This window comes from Klebsiella sp. K47, assembly GCF_051858335.1.
In the GTDB taxonomy this organism is placed as follows: domain Bacteria; phylum Pseudomonadota; class Gammaproteobacteria; order Enterobacterales; family Enterobacteriaceae; genus Klebsiella; species Klebsiella pneumoniae.
On record NZ_JBPYUI010000003.1, the window covers coordinates 90108 to 112374 of the forward strand.

Consider the following 22267-nt stretch of genomic DNA (forward strand, 5'->3'; position numbering starts at 1 on the left):
AGGTGAAGAACAGGAGGCGCCGGAAGCGGCGTCTCCTGAAATATTGCTCAGGTCGTCCGCCTCTTATCCGGGCAATGTCTCTCCAGCCATTGTGCGACGAGGGGCCATAATTTCTCCGCATTCCGGGTACGAAAGAAGCCCATATGACCAATGGATGAAAGTCCGTAATCCGCCCGCCGTATTTCACGGCGTTCTATTTTTGCGTTTTGCGCTGGAGCAAGCAGGCGTGAGATGGCTTCTGTATTAGCCCAAGGGTCGTCATCAAAACCCAACACCAGAATAGGTAAGGTTATCTTTCCTGCCCGCTGACGCGCATCCCACTCCGGGTCGTCATAGAAATATTCAGGCATCGCGCTCCAGCGTCCCCACTGAAGCATCGCCGGAGCCGGTAAATCTTCACCCAGCCCGAGACGTCTGGCTGGCATATACCCAAAGAGCCGGCAAAGTGCCGGCCCCAAAACGCGCAGTAAACACCATACTCGCAGCTTTTCCTTCGTTTGGCTGATAGTGCTTGTCACGCCTGCGTGTGAGGCAATCATGACGGCGGCTCGCAGGTCGGTGGAGGCGGAAGATAACAGCACGGCATGCCCGCCAATACTGTGCCCAATCGCCAGCAGGGTAAGGCCAGGGGCTCGGGCTTTCGCCCACGCGGTGATGCATCCAACGTCCTGCTCGATCCAGTCGGACATGGTGTTTTTGTTGTGACGGACTCTCCCGGACTTCGAAAGACCAGTGCCCCGGTAATCATAAGTAATGACACTAAACCCCCTTTTATAAAGGTATTCAGCGAATCCTTTATAAAATCCCTGTACAACGGCCGTCGCCGGGTGAACGATCACCAATGCTTTGGCTTTGTGTCTTTGCCAGAGCGTGGCGGCGACAAAGCCGCCCTGGCTTACGGGGATGATGACAGATTCCATGAGTCTCGCCTTGTGTGGTCATACCAGTTTAACCTGGATTTACTGTAGCTGCTGCGTCAGAAATCAGCGAATGTTTTTGAGACGATCTCAGTAAGAAAAACGTCCTGAAAGCATTGGCGACCAGAATCAGGAGCCCTCAGGCGGGGTGCCAACTCCCAGCCTGCCATTTAAGGTCCCATATCATTTCACAATCAATCAGCCTCTGCGCCAGGTGCCTTGTGTTAGGGGGGATAATGTCCGCTTTAGTTTCGTGTCACCTTGCCGGAATACAGACTTTCCTGCCGTAGCGGGGCAAATATCCTGCACTTAGTCGCTTATTGATTATACTTTGATGGCAGCTTGTGCTGCTTCAGGCTGTTGACGCGAGGGCGGGTAGCAAAACCAGCCCCCCTGACATTGGATCAACGGGTCCGATGATGATGTGATCATGTAACCGTCGTGGAGGTATGGAAAGATGGGATTATTAAATTTTGTGAAAGAAGCGGGCGAGAAAATATGGGATGCCGTCTCCGGCGACAGTAAAGAAGATCGGGCTGAAAAGCTGAAAAAACATATCGATGGACTTAATCTGCCTGGCGCCGAAAAGGTCAATATTGATGTTGCGGAAGATGGCACCGCAACGGTCACTGGTGATGTCGCTTCGCAGGAGGATAAGGAAAAAATTCTGGTTGCGGTCGGGAATGTCACTGGCGTAGGCCAGGTCAGTGACGGCGTTAAGGTGACGCAAAGCGGGGCGGAAAGTCGTTTTTACACGGTCAAATCTGGTGACACTCTGAGCGCAATCTCAAAAGCGATGTATGGCTCGGCCAATGAGTATCAACGCATTTTTGAAGCCAATAAACCGATGCTGACCCATCCCGACAAAATCTATCCGGGTCAGGTGCTGATTATCCCGGCGAAGTAGGCCACTCAGCAGCAACATCAGTGATGGCAGGAATACTTGCTTTATACCGCTGTCGGAAGCCGCCGCGGACATCTATTCCTCTATCAACGGCAAAAGAGCCAGCAAGCTGGCTCTTTGTTCCCCCGGGTTCAGGCGCTTACTGTGCGTCAGCCAGTGCCAGTCGGGCCTCTTCCTGCTCGGTGATTTTACGCTGTTGCTCAAGTTCCAGCGCGCCGCGATGAGAGAGGTAGCAGAAGAGTATGCAGCAGAGGATCCCGCCCATCAGCAGATAGAACCCGCCGTGCCAGCCCATTTTATCGACCATTACGCCGAACAGGCTGGTGCCTAACGATGCGCCAAAGATATAGCTCATAAATCCGCGCAGACCCACGGCTGAACCGACGGCAAAGCTGGGGACGATTTCCATGGTCTGGACCGAGGCCAGAAACTGCGGGACATAAATAAGGCAGCCCACAATCGCCGCGAATACCGTGACCATCAGTAGCGATTCGCTTTTCCAGTAGCCGATCAGACAGATGAAGATTAGCGTCATACAGATTATGGCTAACGGCATCCGGCGCCCTTTAAACAGCTTGTCGGAGAGCCAGCCGGCCAGCAGAGTAGACGGAATCGCCGCCCACTCAAAAAACAGGAATGCGACGCTCATTTGTTCTTTGGAAAAATGTTTCACCGTCAGCAGGTAAATTGGCAGCCAGCTGATCATGCCGAAACGCACCATATAGACAAACACATCCACAAAGGAGACATACCAGGCGTTTTTGTTACGCAGTACGTAGGTACAGAAGATCTGAAATGCGCTCATGTTCTCCGGCGCTTTCTGGCCGTGTTTGGTCTTCAGCACCACTTTCTCTTCCGGCATCATCTCTGCCAGCGAAGGCAGACCTTCCTCGCGCGGCGAACCCTTACCCAGCACCAGTACGCTAATGGCGAATACCACCGCCACGCAGGCCGGTACAATGTAACTGGCGCTCTGCCAGTGCTCGGTGCCGAGAATGGCGAATGCGGCGCCGACGATCGGGGCGACAATTCCGCCGCCGACGTTATGGGAAATGTTCCAGAACGCCCCTACGCGGCCACGCTCACGGCGCGGGAACCAGTTCGCAATAGTAATAAAAGAGGGGCCGACCCCCATACCCTGAAACAGGCCGTTCAGGACAACCAGCGCAGCGAAGACCCAGAATGCGGTACTGAATCCTAACCCGACGTTGACGATAGCGCACAGCACCAGGCCACAGGCCATAAAGACTTTCGGGCTGGCTTTATCCGCGAGGCTGCTCATTACGCCTTTACTGATCCCGTAGGCGATGAGCATACAGCTGCTGAGCAAACCGATCTGCGTGGCGCTGAGGTCTAACTGTTCTTTCAGATAGGGCGTGGATAAGGTGAAGTTATTGCGCACGATATAGTACGCCAGGTATCCCAGAAATACGCTTAGCAGCGCCTGCATACGGTATCGACCATAGGTTGCCTGAATTTTCTCAGCAGGAACTTTATTCGCCGACGGGCCTTTTTTTAATAATGATAACATGTCGTCACCTGTATTTATATTGATATGAACATCAGGAGTAATTACCCCGAAGGGTGAAATAAGCGGCTAAAAAATTCAAATCGTCGAAATGAGTCAAAATTGACTCAAAATAATGCAGGGACGGGTTGTTTTTGACCCATCTGGCATGAGCGAGATTTTGCGAAATTAATTTTGCGCTGGTTTTATGTCCGGCTTGTGCGGACACTAACAAATTGCCTAATCATTATCTGGTAATCTTTCCCGATATTCCCGGACGCCCGTTTGACTATTTTTTCGCTCGCGGCGATTAATTCACCAGATGTCATAAACGGGTAAGTTTTGTCTCAACGCGGTTTTTACGATATTTCAATATTTATGAACGGGATCACAAACATATTTCTTCGTGGGGTCAGGATAATGGGCAAAATGTTCGCGCTGCTGCTGCTGACCGCATGGCTGAGACCCTGTGCGGCGCAAGGCAATGAGCTGGTGATGGCAACGACATTTTCTCCCAGCGCCACCGTGTGGATTATCGATCGCTGGCAGCAAGAGCCGGGGTCGGTGATGATAAGGACGCTCAACCGCACCAGCGCCTCGCTGGAACAGTTGCTTGATACGGCAAATGCCGAAAATGTCGATCTGATCCTGACTTCGTCGCCGATGCTGCTGCAGCATCTTCAGGAGCATCAAAAACTGGCGCCGTTCAGCGGTGCGCCGGCAGTCAGCCAACATCTGGTGCCGGAATCCATTCGCTCCACCTCCGTGGCCGTGGCGATCTCCGGGTTCGGTTTGCTGATGAATCGCTCGGCACTGATGACCCGGCATCTGCCTGCGCCAGCGGACTGGGATGACCTGACCGATCCCCGTTATCAGGGGGCGCTGCTGATGAGCAGTCCGTCGCGTTCGGATACCAACCATCTGATGGTGGAGTCGCTGCTGCAACAAAAAGGCTGGATTAAAGGATGGGAAACGCTGTTGACGACAGCGGGAAACCTCGTGACCATTTCATCCCGTAGCTTTGGGGTGGCAGATAAGATTAAAAGCGGCCTGGGCGTGGCTGGTCCGGTGATTGATAATTACGCCAATCTGCTACTGAACGATCCGCACCTGGCTTTTAGCTATTTCCCTCAGTCGGCGGTTTCGCCGACCTATGTCGCAGTGCTTAAAAACAGCCAGCACGCCAGCGAAGCGCGGCGGTTTATTCGCTATCTGTTAAGTCCGGAGGGCCAGACGATCCTCGCCGACGCTAATACCGGGAAGTATCCGGTAACACCGCTGGCGCCAGGCAATCCACGGGCGGCGCAGCAGGCGATGCTGATGAATCAACCGCCATTAAACTATCGATTGATCCTCAAACGTCAGCGTTTGGTTCAGCGGATGTTTGATACGGCGATTAGCTTTCGTCTTGCCCAGCTCAAAGACGCCTGGCGAGCGCTGCATAGCGCGGAGGTCCGTCTTAAGCGTCCGCTGCCCGAGATACGGGCGCTGCTCACCCGTGTCCCGGTGGATCCGGCCAGCAGCGAGGATGAAGCCTGGCTGGCTCAGTTCGACAACAAAAGTTTTGCGGAACAGCAGATGATGGAGTGGCAGCTCTGGTTTCTCAACAACCAGCGGCAGGCGATTACTAAACTGGAAGAACTGAAATGACGGACAGGTCCATGCTGCAACGCCTGCGGCAAATCAGTATCAGTAGCAGTCTGCGCGGGGCATTTCTGACCGGGGCGCTGCTTACGCTGATTGTCAGCAGCGTAAGCCTCTATTCCTGGCATGAACAAAGTTCGCAGATCCGCTATTCGCTGGATGAGTATTTTCCGCGCATCCATGCGGCTTTTCTGATTGAAGGGAATCTCAACCTGGTGGTCGATCAGCTCAATGAATTTCTGCTGGCGCCAAATACCACGGTACGACTGCAGCTGCGCAACCAGATTATCCAGCATCTGGACAAAATAGAACGGCTAAGTCAGGGGTTGTCGCCGGCAGAACGCCAGCAGTTGGGGGTGATATTGCAGGACAGCCGCGCGCTGCTGGCGGAACTGGATCGCGTGCTCTACAACATGTTTCTGGTTCGTGAAAAGGTGGGAGAGCTTGCGGCGCGGATCGACTGGCTGCACGATGATTTCACCACCGAGCTGAATTCGCTGGTGCAGGATTTTACCTGGCAACAGGGAACGCTGCTCGATCAGATTGAAGCCCGACAGGGGGATGCGAGGCAGTATCTGAAACGCGCCCGGGAAGTGCAGAATGAACAGCAGCAGGTCTATACCCTGGCTCGTATTGAAAATCAGATCGTTGACGACCTGCGCGACAGGCTCAATGAACTGAAATCCGGGAATGATGACGGCATGCTGGTGGAGACGCATATCCGCTATCTTGAAAACCTGAAAAAAACGGCGGATGAAAATATCCGTGCGCTGGATGACTGGCCGAGCACCATTACCCTGCGACAAACGATTGATGAGCTGCTGGAAATTGGCATGGTGAAAAATAATATGCCGGATACCATGCGCGACTATGTTAGCGCGCAAAAAGCGCTCGTGGAAGCCAGCCGGTCCAGAGAAGCGACGCTGGGGCGCTTCAGAACGCTGCTGGAAGCCCAGCTTGGCAGCAGTCACCAGCAGATGCAGATGTTTAATCAGCGTATGGCGCAGATTGTCCGGGTCAGCGGCGGGTTAATCCTGGTGGCGACGTTGCTGGCGCTGCTGCTGGCATGGGGGCTGAACCATTATTTTATTCGCTCGCGGCTGGTGAAACGCTTTACCGCGCTGAATCAGGCGGTGGTGCAGATTGGTCTGGGCCGGACCGAGGCGACCATTCCGGTTTACGGGCGCGACGAGCTGGGACGTATTGCCGGTTTGCTTCGTCATACCCTGGGTCAGCTTAATGCGCAAAAACAGCAGCTGGAACAGGAGATTGGCGAGCGAAAAGCGATTGAGGCCGATCTGCGCGCCACGCAGGACGAGCTGATCCAGACCGCTAAACTGGCGGTGGTGGGGCAGACGATGACCACCCTGGCGCATGAGATTAATCAGCCGCTGAACGCGCTGTCGATGTATCTTTTTACGGCGGGAAGGGCGATCGAACAGGGACAGGCGGAGCAGGCGCGGACGACGTTAAGCAAAGCAGAAGGGCTGATCAACCGCATTGACGCGATTATCCGCTCCCTGCGCCAGTTTACCCGCCGCGCAGAACTGGAAACGCCGCTGCATCCGGTCGATTTGCGTCAGACGTTTACCGTGGCGTGGGAACTGCTGGCGATGCGTCATAAGCCTCAGCAGGGGACGCTGGTGATACCGGATGACACTGTCTGGATCCTGGGGGACGAAGTGCGCGTCCATCAGGTGCTGGTGAACGTGCTGTCCAATGCCCTCGACGCCTGCCCGCACGCCGCGCAAATCACCGTGAGCTGGCAAATCCAGGGCGGAAGGCTGTGCGTGTTGATTGCCGATAACGGCCCTGGCTGGCCTGCGGCCTTACTCCCTTCGCTGTTAAAGCCGTTCACTACCAGTAAAACCGTGGGGCTCGGAATAGGGCTTTCGATATGTGTTTCGCTGATGACGCAAATGGAAGGGGCGTTGCGCCTGGCGTCGACGTTTACACGCAGTGCCTGCGTGGTGCTGGAATTCAATTTGACGGATGTAAAAGATGTTGAGTAATAACTGTTCGATTCTGCTGATTGACGATGATGCCGATGTGCTGGATGCCTATACGCAGCTGCTTGAGCAAGCGGGGTATCATGTCAGTGCCTGTAATAATCCGTTTGATGCGCGGGAGCAGGTGCCGAAGGACTGGCCCGGCATCGTTTTAAGCGATGTCTGCATGCCCGGCTGCTCCGGTATCGATTTAATGACGTTGTTTCATCAGGATGACGATCTGCTGCCGATTCTGCTTATCACCGGTCACGGCGATGTGCCGATGGCGGTGGAGGCGGTGAAAAAAGGGGCCTGGGATTTCCTGCAAAAGCCGATCGATCCGGGCAAACTGCTCACGCTGGTGGACGCCGCGCTGCGTCAGAGGCAATCGGTTATCGCCCGTCGCCAGTATTGTCAGCAAAAATTACAGGTTGAGCTTATTGGCCGCAGCCAATGGACGGTTCGGTATCGCCAGCGCCTTCAGCAGCTGGCAGAAACGGATATTGCGGTATGGCTTTACGGCGAGCCGGGAACCGGCCGCATGACCGGCGCGCGTTACCTGCACCAGTTAGGACGGCACGCTGAAGGTCCGTTTATCGCCTGCGAGCTGACTCCGGCTAACGCCCATACGCTTAATGAACTGATCGCCCAGGCCCAGGGCGGGACGCTGGTCTTAAGTCACCCCGAGCATCTGACTCACGAGCAACAGCATCAGCTGGTACAGCTGCAGAGTTATGAGAAGCGGCCTTTTCGCCTGATTGGTATCGGTAGCGCTTCGCTGGTGGAGTTGGCCGCCAGCAGCCAGATAGTGGCGGAACTCTATTACTGCTTCGCGATGACGCAAATTGGCTGCCAGCCTCTGTCAAAGCGACCTGATGATATCGAGCCGCTGTTTCATCACTATTTGCAAAAAACCTGTCAACGGCTGAATCATTCCGTCCCGGAGGTGGATGCTGGTCTGTTGAAGGGGATGATGCGCCGGGTGTGGCCAAATAACGTTCGCGAACTGGCGAACGCCGCCGAGCTGTTTGCAGTGGGCGTATTACCGCTCGCAGAAACGGTTAATCCGCTGATGCACATCGGCGAGCCGACGCCGCTGGATCAGCGGGTTGAGGACGTCGAACGGCAGATCATCACCGAAGCGCTGAATATCCACCAGGGACGTATTAATGAGGTGGCGGAGTATCTGCTGATACCGCGTAAAAAACTTTATCTCAGAATGAAGAAGTATGGTCTGAATAAAGAGCACTACAAAGGGGTTTAGGGCATCTTGTCAGACGATGGTTGAAAATTATGAGGACAGATACAGATTATAAATGCCTTCAAGTCAGCAGAGGCGATTTATGTTATTGTGACTGCTTAAATTTCCTTAAAAGGTGTGAATGTTGAACATGCGAATATTGACTGTAGTTGATTATGATGAGATGTGGCCGGCTTTATTTGAGAACGAACGTACTCTGTTGCAGATGACGCTTGGTAAAGTGATATCCCGGATTCATCATATTGGTAGCACCTCGGTGCCTGGATTATCAGCTAAGCCAGTAATAGATATATTAATCGAAGTTGCTAATCTTGAAGAACTGGACCGTTTGAATCAGGCAATGGAGGGTGTAGGATATACTGTGCGTGGTGAAAACGGCATTTTAAATCGTAGGTACTTTACAAAAGGTGGAAATCAGCGTAGTCATCATATCCATGCGTTTGCCACCGGGGATGCTCAAATCATAAAACACCTGGCATTCCGTGATTACCTTATTAAACACAATGACGTAGCCATTCAGTACGCTTTAATGAAAAAAAGCGCGATGTTATTATGTGAAAATGACAGCCACCGATACAGCATTTATAAAGCGGATTTCATTCAGAAACATCTTCGTATGGCGCTTATTGATGCGGGTCACCTGGGCTAGCCTTCAAATAAACTACAACCCATGTTTTTTTGTAATTTTTCACAGCGTTACCTCTTGTTTCTCCATTATTAGCAAACAGCACGCCTTGCAGACTCCCTGCGGCTTCCTGCAACTGAGCATTCTGAATAAGCGACGGGGCGATAAAGCCGATAACGCATCGTTCAGTATGGAGGCACTATTTCACAACCCCAGCGGCCTGGCCTCCTGTATGAACTCAATCAGAAGGCGAAGCCCGGTCGGCAATTGCCGGCGGCTTGAATAATAGATATGAAAACCTTCCTCTAGTGGGGACCATTCCGTAAGCACCAGACGGAGCCGTCCATCCTTGACATAGGGTGCAACAAGAGGCTCCGGAAAATACATCAGGCCAGCCCCGCCCAATACGGCCACCAGACCCGTTTCGGCATGATTGACCGTCACTGAGCCTGGCACCGTCATTTGGTATGTTTCGCCGTCTCGCGCAAGTTCCCAGCGATAAACCCGATCGTCACCGAGACGATTGCTGATGCAGCGATGGTGTAATAAATCATCCGGATGTTCAGGCGTTCCGTAGCGTTCCAGGTAATCAGGGGAGGCCGCGATAACCCAGCGAATATCGGCAGATAAACGCCGGGCAACCATGTCCTCCGGGACGGTGCCACCATAGCGGATGCCGGCATCGAAGCCCGCATCAGTCACGTCAACCATACGGTTGCTGGCCACAATATCGATTTCAATATCGGGATAGCGATCCATAAAAGCGGGCATGACCGGCGCAAGCAAAAGATTTGCCGCTTCAACGGCTGCATTGATGCGGATACGTCCGGTAGGGGTATTGCGATACCGGTTAAGCGATTCAAGCGCGCCTTCTATGGTGTCGAAAGGCTGAAGAACAGACTGAACCAGTTCCTCACCAGCTGCCGTAGGGGTAACGCTCTTGGTCGTGCGATTAAGCAGGCGAACTCCGAGCCGGGTTTCCAGTCCCTTCAGGGCATGACTCAGCGCTGATGCACTGACGCCTAATTCAATTGCCGCACGGCTGAAGCTGCGATGACGTGCAATCGCCATGAAATAAATAAGATCGGCAACATCAGCTCTGCTTATTTGCATACAGAATAGTTTTCCTTATGCGGCGTTAAAACCCGAATGCGTTGATGAAGAAATAATATACACCTTAGACCGATTAGGGCTAATCCATTGCTGAATTTTTTTCACAAGTCCATTCATGCACGTCCACTCACTGTACACGTTGTGCTTCGTTATTCTTGAAAATCATGCGCTCTGGCTGGTAGGCCAGGGCGGAACACTCATCTAACGGAGCCGTTTATGAACTATACGCATCTTGGCCGCACCGGCCTGAAAGTCAGCCGCCTTTGTCTCGGAACCATGAATTTTGGTGACGTCACCGACGAGAAGACCAGCGCCCGCATTCTGGATGAGGCGCTTGAGGCGGGTATCAATTTCATTGATACAGCAGACGTGTATGGCACTGAACAATCTCCCGATATCCAGCAAGGCTCGGGGCTGTCCGAGGAAATTATTGGTCGCTGGCTTCAGCAGGGTGGCCGCCGTGAACGCATCGTTCTGGCGACAAAAGTCTATCAGCCTATGGGACCGGGCCCGAACGATCGCCGGCTTTCTGCTTACCATATTCGCAAAGCCTGCGAGGACAGTTTGCGACGGCTTAAGACCGACCATATTGACGTCTATCAGATGCATCACATCGATCGTCATACGCCGTGGGAAGAGATCTGGCAGGCCATGGAACTGCTTGTTCAGCAGGGAAAGGTTCTTTATATCGGTAGCAGCAATTTCGCGGGCTGGGACATTGCGACTGCGCAGTCAGTCGCCACGGCCCGTCATTTCCTGGGCCTGGTCGCCGAGCAAAGTCTTTACAATCTGACTGCCCGAACTGTTGAGCTGGAGGTCATTCCCGCATGCCGCCATTTTGGCCTGGGGTTGATCCCCTGGAGCCCGCTTGCCGGAGGGCTGCTTGGCGGCGTACTGAAAAAGATGGCAAGCGGGCGCCGTGCCAGGCCCGCGTTTGCCCGTCTAATCGAACAGTATCGTCCGCAGCTGGAAGCCTACGAGGGATTATGTGAGGACCTCGGCGAAACCCCCTCCGATGTGGCCCTGGCCTGGCTCCTGCAGAATCCTGTCGTTACCGCTCCACTGATTGGGCCTCGTACGGTCGAACAACTCCAGCAGGCGCTTCACGCAACGACAGTCACGCTATCAGACGACACCATGAGCTGTCTCGACGAAATCTGGCCCGGCCCCGGGGGAGAAGCGCCCCAGGCTTATGCCTGGTAATGACCAAATTAATGAATCCTTTCTTCGTTATAGGGAGTTCCAGTTTATGAGCAAGATGATGCATGACCAGCCTTCTGCTGCCGTACCCGCTTCCCGGGACCGGCGCAATTTTCTGATCGCCGGCGCCGGTCTGGCTTTGGCCGCAACCACCCTTGGCAGGAGCGGCGCCGTGATGGCGAAACCGGCTGGTCAGGACACGCCGAACGCCCCTTCGGATGCTGCTCCCGTCCGGAAGGAAACCTTAACCACGCGTAAACTCGGCTCGCTGGAGGTGTCCAGCATGGGACTCGGGTGCCTGCCGATGGTGGGTTATTACGGCGGAGGTCCGCGCGATCGTAAAGCCATGGTTTCGCTTATCCGGGCAGCCTTCGAACAAGGTATCACGTTCTTTGATACTGCCGAGGTCTACGGCCCCCATCTCAGTGAAGAATTTGTCGGGGAAGCACTGGCCCCTGTTCGCGATCGTGTGGTGATTGCCACCAAGTTCGGCTTCGGCGTGGAGGAGGGGAAGCCCACTTCCCTTAACAGCCATCCTGACCATATCCGCCGCGCCGTAGAAGGCTCGCTAAAGCGTCTGAAAACGGACCACATCGATCTTCTCTATCAGCATCGCCCCGATCCGAATGTGCCGATCGAGGATGTGGCGGAAACCGTGAAGGCGTTGATCCAGGAGGGTAAAGTGAAACACTGGGGACTGTCGGAAGCGAGTGCCAGGACAATTCGCCGCGCACATGCGGTACTCCCTGTGACTGCGGTGCAGAGTGAGTATGCCATGTGGTGGCGGGAACCAGAGACGCGAATATTTCCAACGCTCGAAGAGCTGGGTATCGGTTTCGTACCTTACTGCCCGACTGCCCGCAGCTTCCTCGCCGGAGCAGTCAATCCAAGCCAGCGGTTCGACAGCACCGATCGGCGGCATAACCTGCCACGCTTCCAGCCCGATGCCCTGGCCAAAAACATGGTGCTGCTTGAATTCGCGCAGTCGTGGGCCCGTCGCAAAAACACCACTCCGGTTCAGTTCGCGCTGGCCTGGGTAATGGCCCAGCGGCCCTGGATTGTCCCTATCCCGGGTACGACGCAATATCCGCACCTGATAGAAAACAGCGGCGCACCGCAAGTCCGGTTGACGGACAGCGAGCTACGCGAAATCGATGCGGCGCTTGCCAAAATCCCATTGCAGGGCGGTCGCGCCGATCCGTTTACCGAAAGTCAGTTTGATAAAAGTTAATACCTGCTGTCACAGGGAGACTGCAGGTGAAGTCTCCCTCTGTATTATTGCCGGGGATAAACCACATGAATGGACTAAATCATAACGCGCTTACATGCAGTGCCGTCCCCATACCGCCCTGGGAGCGTCCTCTCCAGACCGTGGAGGCCCAGCCGTACTTCAACGTTTCACAGGCGTCGCTCGTGCTCGAAGGGATCGTGTTCGATCGGAACAATAACCTGCTGTTTGTTGATGTGGCGACGGGGCGCGTGTTTAAGCTAACCCCGGAGCGGCAGCTTTCCATTGTCCTTAAGGAGAATTCATTCGGTGCTTCCGGCCTGGCGGTACACAAAGATGGACGGATCTTTATCGCCTCGGTGGGCGATATGCAGCGAGGTTCTGTTCGGGCTATCGAACCCAACGGCACCCGTGAGCAGATGATTGTTGCTCCTGATGCCGGATTTCTTGTCAACGACCTGGTCTTTGATAATCAGGGCGGATTTTATTTCACTGACAGCCGGGGAAATTCAGCCGATCCACAGGGTGGGGTGTTCTACGTTAGTCCCAATGTCGGGTCAATTCATGCCATCCTGCCTGGACTCGCGGTCGGGAACGGCATAGCGATTGACCCCGTCGGCTCTCAGATATGGGCCACAGAACACGCTAAAAACAGGCTTCATCGCGTAAGACTGTCAGACGCCACCACGGTCGCCCCGTTTGGTTCAGTTGTTACCTATCAGTTCACCGGGCCGGCGCCAGACGGGGCCCGTGTCGACAGCGAAGGCAATGTATATGTGGCCATCTCAGGCCAGGGCCGCGTCATGGTCTTCAACCGCAACGGACTGCCTATTGGGCAAATTGTGCTGCCTGACCGCGACAAAGGCCGTAACCTTAAATCGACAAGCCTGGCGATCCGCCCCGGGCATCGCGAGTTGTTTATTGTCGCCAACAGCGGGACCGAACCTGGTGGCGCGATGATTTTTCGATCGGGCGCATACGCGCCGGCACCGTTTCCCTTTTCACATCAGTGACCGGGAATGTGTGGTCTGGGAGACCCGGCAACGCCGGGCCAGGGCAGGGTGTTAATAGTTCTGGAACGCTGAAGGCGGCGTGAGGGAAGGCGGCGTATCCGGAAGCGGGGGAATGATCCCGTCAACGGGGTGCGGCAGATAGCGAGCTTCCAGTTCCGTAATTTCGGCATCGCTAAGTGAAAAGTCCAGCGAGCTGATAGCCGTGGAAAGATGTTCTGGTTTCGTTGCGCCAATGATCGGTGCTGTGATGACGGATTTTGATAACAGCCAGGCAATTGCAACATGAGCTCTTGGCACCGCGTGCTTTTCGGCAATGCTGGCAACAACATCAATCACGGGCTTATCCAGAAGGGCTGCGTTCTCATACATTTTTAACGCAAAGGCATCGTTTTGCGTTCGTCGGGACGTGACACTCCAGTCGCGCGTGAGCCTGCCGCGTGCCATCGGACTCCAGGGGATCACCCCAACGCCCTTGTCTTCACACAGGGGCAGCATCTCGCGCTCTTCTTCCCGCTAAAGCAGGTTGTATTGCGGTTGCATCGTGATAAATCGGGTCCAGCCGTTACGCTCAGCGGTATGCTGCATTTTTGCAAAGCGCCAGGCTTCCATAGAAGATGCGCCGATGTAACGTACTTTTCCTGCTTTAACGAGGTCATGCAGAGCCTCCATGGTCTCTTCAACAGGCGTGGAGTGGTCAAAGCGGTGAATCTGAAAGAGATCCACATAATCCATGCCTAAGCGCATCAGGCTATCGTCAATAGACTGAAAAATGGCCTTGCGGGAAAGAAACCCGGTATTGGGTGAGTTGCGCCACGGAAAGAAGGTCTTTGTCGCTACAACGATCTCGTCGCGTCTGGCCATCTCTCTCAGCGCTTTTCCTGTAATTTCTTCTGAACTACCGCCCGAGTAGATATTCGCGGTATCAAAAAAATTAATGCCGGCTTCAAGCGCCTGACGAATGAGCGGTCGTGACGCCTTTTCATCCAGGGACCAGGGTTGAGGCAAACGTTCAGGTTCGCCATAACTCATACAACCGAGACAAAGACGGGAGACTTTCAACCCGCTACGACCCAGATTCACATACTTCATTCGGTGTTCCTTCTTTTATTGCCAGCAATTATGTATGTGACAGGGTATTGCACTGGTATGAAGGGAACCAGCATGCGCCATTGAATGGTGTTATGAGTTTTTTTCACAAGCAGACAACATTCTCATACGCCAGCCTAGGCCCAAAGTCGGTATAGCATTCGCGGATAATATTGAGTGCGTACCGGGCAAGACCATCAGGCAGCTGGTTATTGCTGGGTTATCCACGACGGCGGTTAGGCATACTCAGTGGGCCTGATTGATTGTAACGCGAGAGAAGGCGTCGGCACTGGCGATCGGGAATACCCAGGCGCTGCGCGGCCATCTGAGTGGTCAGACGCCGGTCGACAACGTCATGAATGATTTAGAGTCGGTTAACTTCATCCAAAGTAAAAATGCCGGTGCATGATCCGTCATCAGAATCCTTTGATTGGGAAACTATCTTTGAAAGCAGTGATCGCTGTGGTAAGACTGTAGCGCGGACATGTCTATTTGCTCAGAGACGGACATCTCAAGTTAGCTACTACAACATGAGTGCGCATAATGTATATTATGTTAAATTTAGTTCATCGTTCATTTAGTTCATAACCGCCCACAGAATGCGATTAATCATACACTTACCTATCCCCCTATCTTCTTGCAGGACGTTATGTTTGTCGGTTACTTTGTTCATAACCATACTATAATGATTTTTTGCCACGGGTCACGCTTACGGGCGAGCGCCCCATGTTCATGTCACCCTTATACCAAGTATCACCGCGCGCGGTTACAGGCTGATGGTTCCAATCTTTCAGTTCAACAATGATCACGTTGCAGTGTGTGACAATAACTAAATCGAATTCACCCTCTTTTTTTGCCTCAACAAATCGAAAACCTGCATAACCTTTCCAGGGGAACATTCCATTGCCGGTAAAACCATAGCTTTGTAGTTGCTCGCCAATTGAACCGCCACGGACAGGCTTGTCAGGCTTAGATACGTTGGCTGAAAAAGCAGCCTTTATTTTCTCGATAGCCAACACTTCCTGTTCTTGTAAGCCACCATCCCACATTTCTACTTCCAACGAAGTGTCAACGTTTCCACAGGTCAGGTATGGTTTTCTTTCAGACCCAGAGGTATTGTGCTCTGAGTGGTATTTCCATTTTGTCACTTCTGAAATATCAATAAGGTATATTGTCTGGACAGAATCTGAGTCTTACTATTACATTCATTCCAGTGAGGAACGAAATAAACTTTGCTGAATCAATGTTTTTAAAATAAATCTTGCTGATTTTTTATTTCTTTCAATTTCACGACAGGAAATTGTCGCGTATGTGTTGTGGCGAAACAGAAATTTTAATTCACCGTAAGTGGCCAAGGCTCCGTGCGCCCACTTGAGGGATAGCGGTACTGGATACAGATATGGGAACTGAGATCCTCCACGCAGGCAGGAATCCCGTATCGCCTGATGTAGTCCGGCGATGCTACCAGATTCATGGCACAGTTACCGAGCGAGCGGGCCGTCAGCCGGGAGTCTGACAATTGGCCGACGCGTATTACCGCATCGAACCCCTCTTCCACCACATCAACCAGCCTGTCGCTAAGATCTACCTCAAGAGTTACTGCCGAATATTGCTCCATAAAGCGGCTGATCAACGGCAGGAAAAAGGACGGGATATAGGGCATACTCACACGCAACTTGCCTCTGGGCTCGCCTGATACAGACGAAAGCTCCTCCTTCGCTGCTGTCAGCTCATCAAGTATTACCCGGCTGCGCTCAAGAAACATTTCGCCTTCCGGCGTCAGGCTTAAACCGCGCGTGTTACGGTTAAGCAGACGCGTACCCAACTCTTCTTCTGTTTTGCTGACCAGCTTACTTACGGCAGAGGGGGAAATATTCAGCTCGCGCGCGGCGGCCGCGAAGCTGCCCAGATCAGCAATTTTCACGAACGCCTCAATACCGTCTACCAGGTTCATCTTCTTCTCCTGTAAATAGGTGTAGCAGTTATGCCATCTTACCCCGTTCTGACATTCCATTTCGTCACGACTGAATTACCGAAACCGGCAATTGTCCAATACGCGTCCTGGGACTAACCTTGAAGTTCTTTTCTCATGCCGTCTGTCCGGCCCTTTTCAGTCAGAGCGGAGCTCTTACGTGAAAGGCGAAACTAATAATATCGACAGACTGACGCATTATCAGGGGAACCAATGTCATCAGAAAAACCATCACAAAGCATAAATGCACAGCCTGAGGATATCCGTACCGGCGTCACTGTACATGGAGCCAGGACGCATAACCTCCGGGACGTTTCCTTCACCTTTCCCCGTGATGCCATGGTGGTTTTTACCGGGATATCCGGATCGGGTAAATCCTCCCTGGCGTTTGACACACTCTACGCCGAAGCGCAGCGACGGTTTATGGAGTCCGTCGCGCCGCACGCGCGGCGCCTGATTGAGCAGGCTTCGGCACCAGACGTGGACGGCATAGACGGGTTGCCGCCTGCTGTGGCCCTACAGCAGAGCCGGGCCGGCGCGCAGGAACGCTCAACGGTCGGCAGCCTGACGCGGATCTCCGTCACCCTCAGGCTGCTGTTTTCCCGTGCCGGCCTCCATCCCGCTGACATCCCGTTCCTGCCGGCAGAGGCCTTCTCACCCAATAATCCGCAGGGCGCTTGCCCTGCCTGTCAGGGCATGGGCATGGTGCATGAAGTTAAGGCCGACGCGCTTGTCCCTGACGGGTCGCTTAGCATCCGCGAAGGGGCAATAGCCTCCTGGCCCAACGGCTGGCAGGCAAAAAACCTGCGTTCAATCCTTGATTCGCTGGGCTACGACATCGATGCCCCGTGGGAAACGCTGGCTGAAAAAGATCGGGAATGGATCCTCTTCACCGACGAACAGCCGTCAGTGCCGATTTTTATGGGGCTGAATGCGGAGCAGCGCCGGGAGGCGATCGCGGCAGGTACCGAGCCCGCCTATACCGGTACCTATACCAGTGCCAGAAAATATCTTCTTCAGAGCTATTCGGGCGGTAAGGACTCAGTGAAAAAACGCCTCTCCCGCTTCATCACCGTGGGACCGTGCAACGAATGCCACGGCAAGCGGCTCAACAGAAATGCCCTGGCTTACACCTTCGCGGGCCACGACATTGCCGAAATGGGTGAGCTGACGATAACGCAGTTAAAGGCGTTGCTTTTACCCTTTGCCGAAGGCCATTCGTCGCATATGCCTGGCGAAGCCGCGCTGCGGGAGGCCGTCATCAGGATGACGACCGATATCTGCGGCCGCCTCGACCAGCTCGAAAGGCTGGGCCTCGGCCACCTCTCTCTGGGTCGCCGGACTACCATGCTCTCGTCCGGTGAGCTGCAGCGTATCCGACTGGCCACGCAGCTTATCTCCCGTCTGTTTGGCGTGATCTACGTGCTCGACGAGCCCGCGGCCGGCCTGCATCCGGAAGATGTTCGCGCCCTCCTCCAATCCCTGCGTCTGCTTCTGGAGGCCGGTAACTCGCTGGTTATTGTCGAACATAATCTGGACGTTATCGCCGAAGCCGACTGGCTCACGGAGGTGGGGCCGGGCCCCGGGCGCTTGGGTGGTGAGATCGTTTATAACGGCGCGCCATCCGGGATGGCACGGATTTCCCGCTCGCCTACCGCAGGCTACCTCTTCGACAAACACCGTCCGGGCCTGCGCCGGCGTCGACTTCCCGAACGCTGGCTGGAGCTTGAGCAAATCACCTGCAATAACATTCACGGGCTGGATGTCCGCATCCCTCTTGAACGGATGACCGCCATCACCGGCGTATCCGGCTCGGGCAAGTCCACCCTTCTGGCCCGGGTGCTCCCGGCGTTGCTTCAGCGACTAGACAAAACCCCGGAGGATGATGAGTCAGAGGAAGACAACCTGGTGCCGGAGGTACAGGGTAAGATCACGGCAGGCGGGACCTCCCTGAAACGTCTGGTTCGCATCGACCAGAAACCCATCGGGCGCACACCGCGCTCTAACCTGGCAACCTATACCGGCTTCTTTGATACCGTGCGCAAGCTATTTGCCGATACCAACGAGGCGAAAAAGCGGAATTTTGACGCCAGCCGCTTTTCCTTTAACCTGCCCGCCGGCCGCTGCCCCTCCTGTGAAGGACAGGGACAGATCACTATCGAACTGATGTTTATGCCCGAGGCAAGCGCGCCCTGCTCTGCCTGCGGCGGACGGCGCTACAATGAGGAAACGCTCCAGGTCCGCTGGCATAACAGAACGATAGCGGACGTGCTGGACCTCACCGTTGACGAAGCCGTTGAGGTGTTCAGAAATAATGACTCCATCCAGCGCTCCCTGGCCGCGCTTGCCGCGCTTGGTCTCGGATACCTGAAACTGGGACAACCCGCCACCGAACTGTCCGGCGGCGAATGCCAGCGCATTAAGCTCGCCTGGGAGCTGCAGCGCGTACAGCGGGGTAAAACGCTCTATCTGCTGGACGAGCCCTCCACGGGGTTGCATCCGGCGGATATGGACAAGCTGATGCGGGTTCTCGACAGGCTGGTTCAGCGCGGCGATACGGTGGTCATGGCGGAGCACGATATGCGCATTGCCGCAGAAGCCGACTGGGTACTCGATCTCGGTCCCGGCTCGGGCGAAAACGGCGGACGCATTGTTGCGACCGGCACGCCGGAAGAGGTCAGCCGCAGTAAACACAGCCTCACCGCGCCCTGGCTGGCGGCCAGGCTAAAAAAAAGGAATGGCGATCCTGACGAGTAATATCGGTCAGGTTTAGTGATGGTTTCGGAGGATACATGCAGTTTGATTTGTTTGCAGACGAAGCGCTGCCCTCCATTCCGGGGCTGATTTATCAGGCCGATTTTCTCACGCCGGAAGAAGAGAAAGGGCTGCTGGAGATTATCGCCACGCTGCCTCTCATGCCTGCACGGTATAAAGAGTATGAATCAAAAGTCCGCATTCTCAGCTTCGGCGGGCTTAATGATTTCAACACGCATACTGTCAAGCCCAGTCCGGCGCTTGATGCACGTCTGGTTCCGCTGCGAAACCGCGTCGCCGACTGGCTGAAGATTGAGCACGGGGCGATTTCTCATCTGCTCGTCACCGAATACCTGTCCGGCACGCAGCTGGGATGGCACCGCGACGTCCCGGTCTATGAAACCATCGTCGGTATTTCTCTGGGCAACCCGGCAACGATCCGCTTCAGGCCCTGGCCGCCCGACGTGCTGACAAGCCACCGGAAGGTCAGCCTTGAAGTAATGCCCCGCTCGATTTATAAGCTCGACGGCGAGGCCCGCTGGGGATGGCAGCACGCCGTACCTCCAGTGAAGTATCCGCGCTGGTCTATCACGCTGCGAGTGAACCGGGCGAAGCCGGGCCGTTGATTCCTCCCGCGCGTTCAGGAAAGGTGATGGTGGAAATAGTCGACGAATTCACGCAGGCGCAGCATGGCATGCTTGTTCGTGGGCCAAAGCAGGTGCAGTTGATACTCTTTTTGCACAGACTGCCCCAGAACCACAACCAGATCGCCTGAGGCGAGATAAGGCGCGGACAGCAGGTCGGGCATAAGAGCAATTCCGTGCCCCTGGAGCGCCAGACCTAATCGGGCGTCGGCACTGTTACATACCAGCCGTTTTGAAAAACTCAGGCTTCCTCTGTACTCCTCAGGAAGGGGCCAGGCTTCCAGCCGTCCCGTGGTGGGATAGCGGTACTGGATGCAGTGATGGTGCGCAAGGCTTTCGACCGAGTCGGGCAGACCATTCTTCGCCGCATACGCCGGTGACGCTACTAGCTGCATATTGATACGGGCAACCTGCCGGGAGGTTAGCCTTGAGTCAGACAACTGCCCCACGCGAAATACCACGTCAAAACCTTCATCAATCACGTCAACGACACGATCGCTGAAATCCAGCTCCAGATCGATTTCGGGATACGCCTCCTGGAAACCGCCAATCAGCGGCAGAAAAAAAGAGGTGATATTCGGCATGCTGATTTTAAGCTGACCGCGCGGCGTGCCGGCCGCTGCTGCAATATCCGCCTTGGCCGCAGCCATTTCACTGAGGATCACCCGGCCTCTTTTCAGGAAAAGCTGGCCTTCCGGCGTCAGGCTCAGGCTGCGCGTGTTGCGGTTGAACAGCACGGTACCCAGAGCATCTTCAGTGCGCGCAACAAGTTTGCTGACCGCAGACGGTGAAAGGTTCAGTTGGCGCGCAGCACCTGCAAAGCTCCCCTTTTCTGCCACCTGTATGAAGGCTTCAATGCCGTTGAAAAGATTCATCTGTAAACCCGATCCGTAAAAGTTGTCCGCACAGACTATAGCAACAGACAGTTAATTCATGACAAAACTTCACTTCTGAACTGCATTTTGACGCATTTTCTTCCCGGCAAGCCATTCCTATACTTTTTTTTCATTCAGACGACTTAAGGAGAGTGCTATGCCCCATTCAGAACGTAACATCATCATTACCGGCGCCGGGAGCGGTATTGGCGCGGCAGCGGCACGGGCATTTTCAGAGTCAGGGGATCGTGCTCACCTGTTTGACCTGTCACTAAAACAATCCAGGAGCCGGATATGAAAAGAGAAACATTGTTCAAATATGCCCGGGAGCACTTTAAGTCCGAGCCGGAATATTTATGGAGTAATTTGCCTCACTATGTAGTGCTGCGTCATCACCATGGTGAAAAATGGTTTGGTATTGTCATGAACGTACCCGGTACAAAACTGGGTCTTAAAAGCGAGGAAGAGGTTGACGTGCTGGAAGTGAAGGTCAGACCTGAGCATATCGGGTCGCTTCGCAGGAAAGAGGGTATTTTACCCGCCTACCATATGAATAAAGAGCACTGGGTTAGTGTGGTACTGGCAGGCCCGGTGACGCCCTCAGAAATTCACGAACTCCTGGCTGAAAGCCATGAACTGACCTCAGAATAGAACGCTCACGCCGCCCGCGGGCGGCGCCATCCGGCCTGACGTCCCGGCCGAAACGTCAGAACAGGCCGTAGGGGGCCCGGAAACGATTGTCAGGATCAAACTGCTTTTTCAGCCTGAGCAGCCTTTCCAGCGACGGGCCGTAAAAGTTCCGGGCACGCTCCTGACCTTCTGACCCCACGACAGCAGGGTAAGACATGCCTTCACTCAGGGAGGGCATGATGTGCTGAATTCTGGACATCCATTGATCTGCCAGCACTTTCTGCGCGCTGGTTTGCCAGCCAGCCACAATCTGCATATTGAAATGGTCATCACGCCGAGCAAATGCGCAGTGCCCCGTGGCCACCCTTGCGGCTTTCTTCGTTTCTGCCAGCATGATATCGGCCACGCAGGCGCCGTGTTTCAGCGACAGCGAATTGGTGCCCATAAATGCTTTATCGACATTTAGCGTGTCGAGAATGGAACGTCCGTTGATCGCCACCACGCAGTGGTATCCCTTCTTAACGATCCCCCCAGCAGAATAGTTTGAATCGAGGCACTGGCCTCAGGCTCCCGGGCGATTTGGTAATCATTAGTCAGCGACCTGGATGCGGTGCAGCAGCGGCTGGCGGCGCTCGGTTATCCGCTCGATGAAGGGCCGATAGAAGAAGACAACGTGCGCTTCCTGCTTATTCGCGGCCCCGATGGCGAACGGCTCGAGTTCGATGCCTGTAAACGCTAAGCGGCAGGGCTGACCCCTTCACTCTTTTAGGCCCGGTTAATACGGGTCTAAAAGATAGCGTCCTCTGGCATTATTCACGTCGGTTTGATTCGCGGATATCTCTCCCCCACCCGGTCTCTCCTGCCCATTGTGCAATGTTACAAAATTGCTTCTGTTTTGTTGATTTT

At 54.4% G+C, this 22267-nt stretch carries 19 protein-coding genes and 4 pseudogenes; 13 read left to right on the plus strand and 10 right to left on the minus strand.

All coding sequences use genetic code 11. The annotated features are described in order from the left end of the window. Window positions 1-47: 47 nt before the first annotated feature. The gene (locus RRF55_RS03690) at window positions 48-920 is read right to left on the minus strand and encodes an alpha/beta hydrolase family protein (protein WP_023316868.1); all 873 of its coding nucleotides are present in this window, start codon (window positions 918-920) and stop codon (window positions 48-50) included. 454 nt (window positions 921-1374) lie between these two features. Between RRF55_RS03690 and lysM the strand changes: the two genes are divergently transcribed. Further along, window positions 1375-1824, plus strand: a complete 450-nt coding sequence (gene lysM / locus RRF55_RS03695) for a peptidoglycan-binding protein LysM (protein ID WP_002904908.1) — start codon at window positions 1375-1377, stop codon at window positions 1822-1824. 136 nt (window positions 1825-1960) lie between these two features. Here the strand turns inward: lysM and pgtP are convergent, their stop codons facing one another. Next, window positions 1961-3352, minus strand: coding sequence for a phosphoglycerate transporter PgtP (gene pgtP / locus RRF55_RS03700; RefSeq protein WP_023282591.1), 1392 nt, complete (start codon window positions 3350-3352; stop codon window positions 1961-1963). 405 nt (window positions 3353-3757) lie between these two features. Between pgtP and pgtC the strand changes: the two genes are divergently transcribed. The 4 genes from pgtC to RRF55_RS03720 all read left to right on the plus strand — a co-directional run bounded on the left by pgtC (window position 3758) and on the right by RRF55_RS03720 (window position 8870). Continuing rightward, a complete protein-coding gene (gene pgtC, locus RRF55_RS03705; protein WP_032415673.1) occupies window positions 3758-4978 on the plus strand; it encodes a phosphoglycerate transport regulator PgtC in 1221 nt (406 codons plus the stop codon). A gap of 11 nt (window positions 4979-4989) precedes the next feature. Next, window positions 4990-6984 carry a two-component system sensor histidine kinase PgtB gene (pgtB, locus tag RRF55_RS03710; RefSeq protein WP_004184082.1) on the plus strand — a complete coding sequence of 665 codons (1995 nt, stop codon included), beginning with the start codon at window positions 4990-4992 and terminating at the stop codon, window positions 6982-6984. Next, the gene (gene pgtA / locus RRF55_RS03715; protein ID WP_032414937.1) at window positions 6974-8224 is read left to right on the plus strand and encodes a two-component system response regulator PgtA; all 1251 of its coding nucleotides are present in this window, start codon (window positions 6974-6976) and stop codon (window positions 8222-8224) included. The genes pgtB and pgtA overlap by 11 nt, the downstream gene beginning before the upstream one ends. A 127-nt stretch (window positions 8225-8351) precedes the next feature. Further along, a complete protein-coding gene (locus tag RRF55_RS03720; RefSeq protein WP_032414936.1) occupies window positions 8352-8870 on the plus strand; it encodes a GrpB family protein in 519 nt (172 codons plus the stop codon). 180 nt (window positions 8871-9050) lie between these two features. On the opposite strand, the gene RRF55_RS03725 is transcribed toward RRF55_RS03720, so the two are convergent. Then, window positions 9051-9959, minus strand: a complete 909-nt coding sequence (locus RRF55_RS03725; RefSeq protein ID WP_002904893.1) for a LysR family transcriptional regulator — start codon at window positions 9957-9959, stop codon at window positions 9051-9053. 216 nt (window positions 9960-10175) lie between these two features. Between RRF55_RS03725 and RRF55_RS03730 the strand changes: the two genes are divergently transcribed. The 3 genes from RRF55_RS03730 to RRF55_RS03740 all read left to right on the plus strand — a co-directional run bounded on the left by RRF55_RS03730 (window position 10176) and on the right by RRF55_RS03740 (window position 13400). Next, window positions 10176-11162, plus strand: a complete 987-nt coding sequence (locus RRF55_RS03730) for an aldo/keto reductase (RefSeq protein ID WP_004213043.1) — start codon at window positions 10176-10178, stop codon at window positions 11160-11162. Window positions 11163-11208: 46 nt separating this feature from the next. Continuing rightward, on the plus strand, window positions 11209-12390 hold the full coding sequence (locus RRF55_RS03735; RefSeq protein WP_004891956.1) for an aldo/keto reductase: 1182 nt from the start codon (window positions 11209-11211) through the stop codon (window positions 12388-12390). 65 nt (window positions 12391-12455) lie between these two features. After that, entirely contained in the window at window positions 12456-13400 is a 945-nt protein-coding gene (locus RRF55_RS03740; protein ID WP_032414935.1) for an SMP-30/gluconolactonase/LRE family protein, read from the plus strand. Between the two features lie 51 nt (window positions 13401-13451). Here the strand turns inward: RRF55_RS03740 and RRF55_RS03745 are convergent. After that, window positions 13452-14489, minus strand: a pseudogene (locus RRF55_RS03745) (aldo/keto reductase). A gap of 217 nt (window positions 14490-14706) precedes the next feature. Beyond that, window positions 14707-14811: a helix-turn-helix domain-containing protein gene (locus tag RRF55_RS03750; RefSeq protein ID WP_077257447.1), complete on the minus strand. Its 105-nt coding sequence runs from the start codon at window positions 14809-14811 to the stop codon at window positions 14707-14709. On the opposite strand from RRF55_RS03750, the gene RRF55_RS03755 reads away from it, so the two are divergent. After that, complete coding sequence (locus RRF55_RS03755) at window positions 14776-14895, plus strand: hypothetical protein (protein ID WP_223168828.1); 120 nt, start codon at window positions 14776-14778, stop codon at window positions 14893-14895. The genes RRF55_RS03750 and RRF55_RS03755 overlap by 36 nt on opposite strands. A 280-nt stretch (window positions 14896-15175) precedes the next feature. Here RRF55_RS03755 and RRF55_RS03760 read toward each other — a convergent pair. Next, window positions 15176-15535, minus strand: a pseudogene (locus RRF55_RS03760) (nuclease-related domain-containing protein); the annotation flags it as partial. A 284-nt stretch (window positions 15536-15819) separates the two neighbouring features. Further along, window positions 15820-16440 (minus strand): LysR family transcriptional regulator, encoded by a 621-nt coding sequence (locus tag RRF55_RS03765; protein ID WP_223175340.1) that lies wholly within the window; start codon window positions 16438-16440, stop codon window positions 15820-15822. 357 nt (window positions 16441-16797) lie between these two features. Between RRF55_RS03765 and RRF55_RS03770 the strand changes: the two genes are divergently transcribed. Beyond that, on the plus strand, window positions 16798-19215 hold the full coding sequence (locus tag RRF55_RS03770) for an excinuclease ABC subunit UvrA (RefSeq protein ID WP_087830455.1): 2418 nt from the start codon (window positions 16798-16800) through the stop codon (window positions 19213-19215). 35 nt (window positions 19216-19250) lie between these two features. Beyond that, window positions 19251-19838 carry an alpha-ketoglutarate-dependent dioxygenase AlkB gene (locus tag RRF55_RS03775; protein ID WP_032414932.1) on the plus strand — a complete coding sequence of 196 codons (588 nt, stop codon included), beginning with the start codon at window positions 19251-19253 and terminating at the stop codon, window positions 19836-19838. A gap of 14 nt (window positions 19839-19852) precedes the next feature. On the opposite strand, the gene RRF55_RS03780 is transcribed toward RRF55_RS03775, so the two are convergent. Further along, window positions 19853-20731, minus strand: coding sequence for a LysR family transcriptional regulator (locus RRF55_RS03780; RefSeq protein WP_032414930.1), 879 nt, complete (start codon window positions 20729-20731; stop codon window positions 19853-19855). Window positions 20732-21025: 294 nt separating this feature from the next. Between RRF55_RS03780 and RRF55_RS03785 the strand changes: the two genes are divergently transcribed. Continuing rightward, window positions 21026-21382: an MmcQ/YjbR family DNA-binding protein gene (locus RRF55_RS03785; RefSeq protein WP_032414929.1), complete on the plus strand. Its 357-nt coding sequence runs from the start codon at window positions 21026-21028 to the stop codon at window positions 21380-21382. A 55-nt stretch (window positions 21383-21437) separates the two neighbouring features. Here the strand turns inward: RRF55_RS03785 and RRF55_RS03790 are convergent, their stop codons facing one another. Together RRF55_RS03790 and RRF55_RS03795 are read right to left on the minus strand one after the other, a co-directional pair. Continuing rightward, window positions 21438-21755, minus strand: a complete 318-nt coding sequence (locus RRF55_RS03790) for a BBE domain-containing protein (protein WP_306462848.1) — start codon at window positions 21753-21755, stop codon at window positions 21438-21440. Then, window positions 21735-21958: pseudogene (locus RRF55_RS03795) on the minus strand (DeoR/GlpR family DNA-binding transcription regulator); the annotation flags it as partial. The pseudogene RRF55_RS03795 and the gene RRF55_RS03790, both read right to left, overlap by 21 nt. Here RRF55_RS03795 and RRF55_RS03800 point away from each other — a divergent pair. Continuing rightward, window positions 21954-22100: pseudogene (locus RRF55_RS03800) on the plus strand (VOC family protein); the annotation flags it as partial. The pseudogenes RRF55_RS03795 and RRF55_RS03800 overlap by 5 nt on opposite strands. Window positions 22101-22267 lie beyond the last annotated feature (167 nt).

What these genes read in the sequence shown, in the direction of transcription:
- pgtB (WP_004184082.1), top strand. Translation starts at nt 4,990, where the DNA reads ATGCTGCAACGCCTGCGGCAAATCAGTATCAGTAGCAGTCTGCGCGGG.
- RRF55_RS03770 (WP_087830455.1), top strand. Translation starts at nt 16,798, where the DNA reads ATGGTGGTTTTTACCGGGATATCCGGATCGGGTAAATCCTCCCTGGCG.
- RRF55_RS03725 (WP_002904893.1), bottom strand. Translation starts at nt 9,959, where the DNA reads ATGCAAATAAGCAGAGCTGATGTTGCCGATCTTATTTATTTCATGGCG.
- pgtC (WP_032415673.1), top strand. Translation starts at nt 3,758, where the DNA reads ATGTTCGCGCTGCTGCTGCTGACCGCATGGCTGAGACCCTGTGCGGCG.
- RRF55_RS03690 (WP_023316868.1), bottom strand. Translation starts at nt 920, where the DNA reads ATGGAATCTGTCATCATCCCCGTAAGCCAGGGCGGCTTTGTCGCCGCC.
- RRF55_RS03765 (WP_223175340.1), bottom strand. Translation starts at nt 16,440, where the DNA reads ATGAACCTGGTAGACGGTATTGAGGCGTTCGTGAAAATTGCTGATCTG.
- RRF55_RS03780 (WP_032414930.1), bottom strand. Translation starts at nt 20,731, where the DNA reads ATGAATCTTTTCAACGGCATTGAAGCCTTCATACAGGTGGCAGAAAAG.
- RRF55_RS03720 (WP_032414936.1), top strand. Translation starts at nt 8,352, where the DNA reads ATGCGAATATTGACTGTAGTTGATTATGATGAGATGTGGCCGGCTTTA.
- pgtP (WP_023282591.1), bottom strand. Translation starts at nt 3,352, where the DNA reads ATGTTATCATTATTAAAAAAAGGCCCGTCGGCGAATAAAGTTCCTGCT.
- lysM (WP_002904908.1), top strand. Translation starts at nt 1,375, where the DNA reads ATGGGATTATTAAATTTTGTGAAAGAAGCGGGCGAGAAAATATGGGAT.
- RRF55_RS03730 (WP_004213043.1), top strand. Translation starts at nt 10,176, where the DNA reads ATGAACTATACGCATCTTGGCCGCACCGGCCTGAAAGTCAGCCGCCTT.
- RRF55_RS03740 (WP_032414935.1), top strand. Translation starts at nt 12,456, where the DNA reads ATGAATGGACTAAATCATAACGCGCTTACATGCAGTGCCGTCCCCATA.
- RRF55_RS03790 (WP_306462848.1), bottom strand. Translation starts at nt 21,755, where the DNA reads ATGCTGGCAGAAACGAAGAAAGCCGCAAGGGTGGCCACGGGGCACTGC.
- RRF55_RS03775 (WP_032414932.1), top strand. Translation starts at nt 19,251, where the DNA reads ATGCAGTTTGATTTGTTTGCAGACGAAGCGCTGCCCTCCATTCCGGGG.
- RRF55_RS03750 (WP_077257447.1), bottom strand. Translation starts at nt 14,811, where the DNA reads ATGGCCGCGCAGCGCCTGGGTATTCCCGATCGCCAGTGCCGACGCCTT.
- RRF55_RS03785 (WP_032414929.1), top strand. Translation starts at nt 21,026, where the DNA reads ATGAAAAGAGAAACATTGTTCAAATATGCCCGGGAGCACTTTAAGTCC.
- pgtA (WP_032414937.1), top strand. Translation starts at nt 6,974, where the DNA reads ATGTTGAGTAATAACTGTTCGATTCTGCTGATTGACGATGATGCCGAT.
- RRF55_RS03735 (WP_004891956.1), top strand. Translation starts at nt 11,209, where the DNA reads ATGAGCAAGATGATGCATGACCAGCCTTCTGCTGCCGTACCCGCTTCC.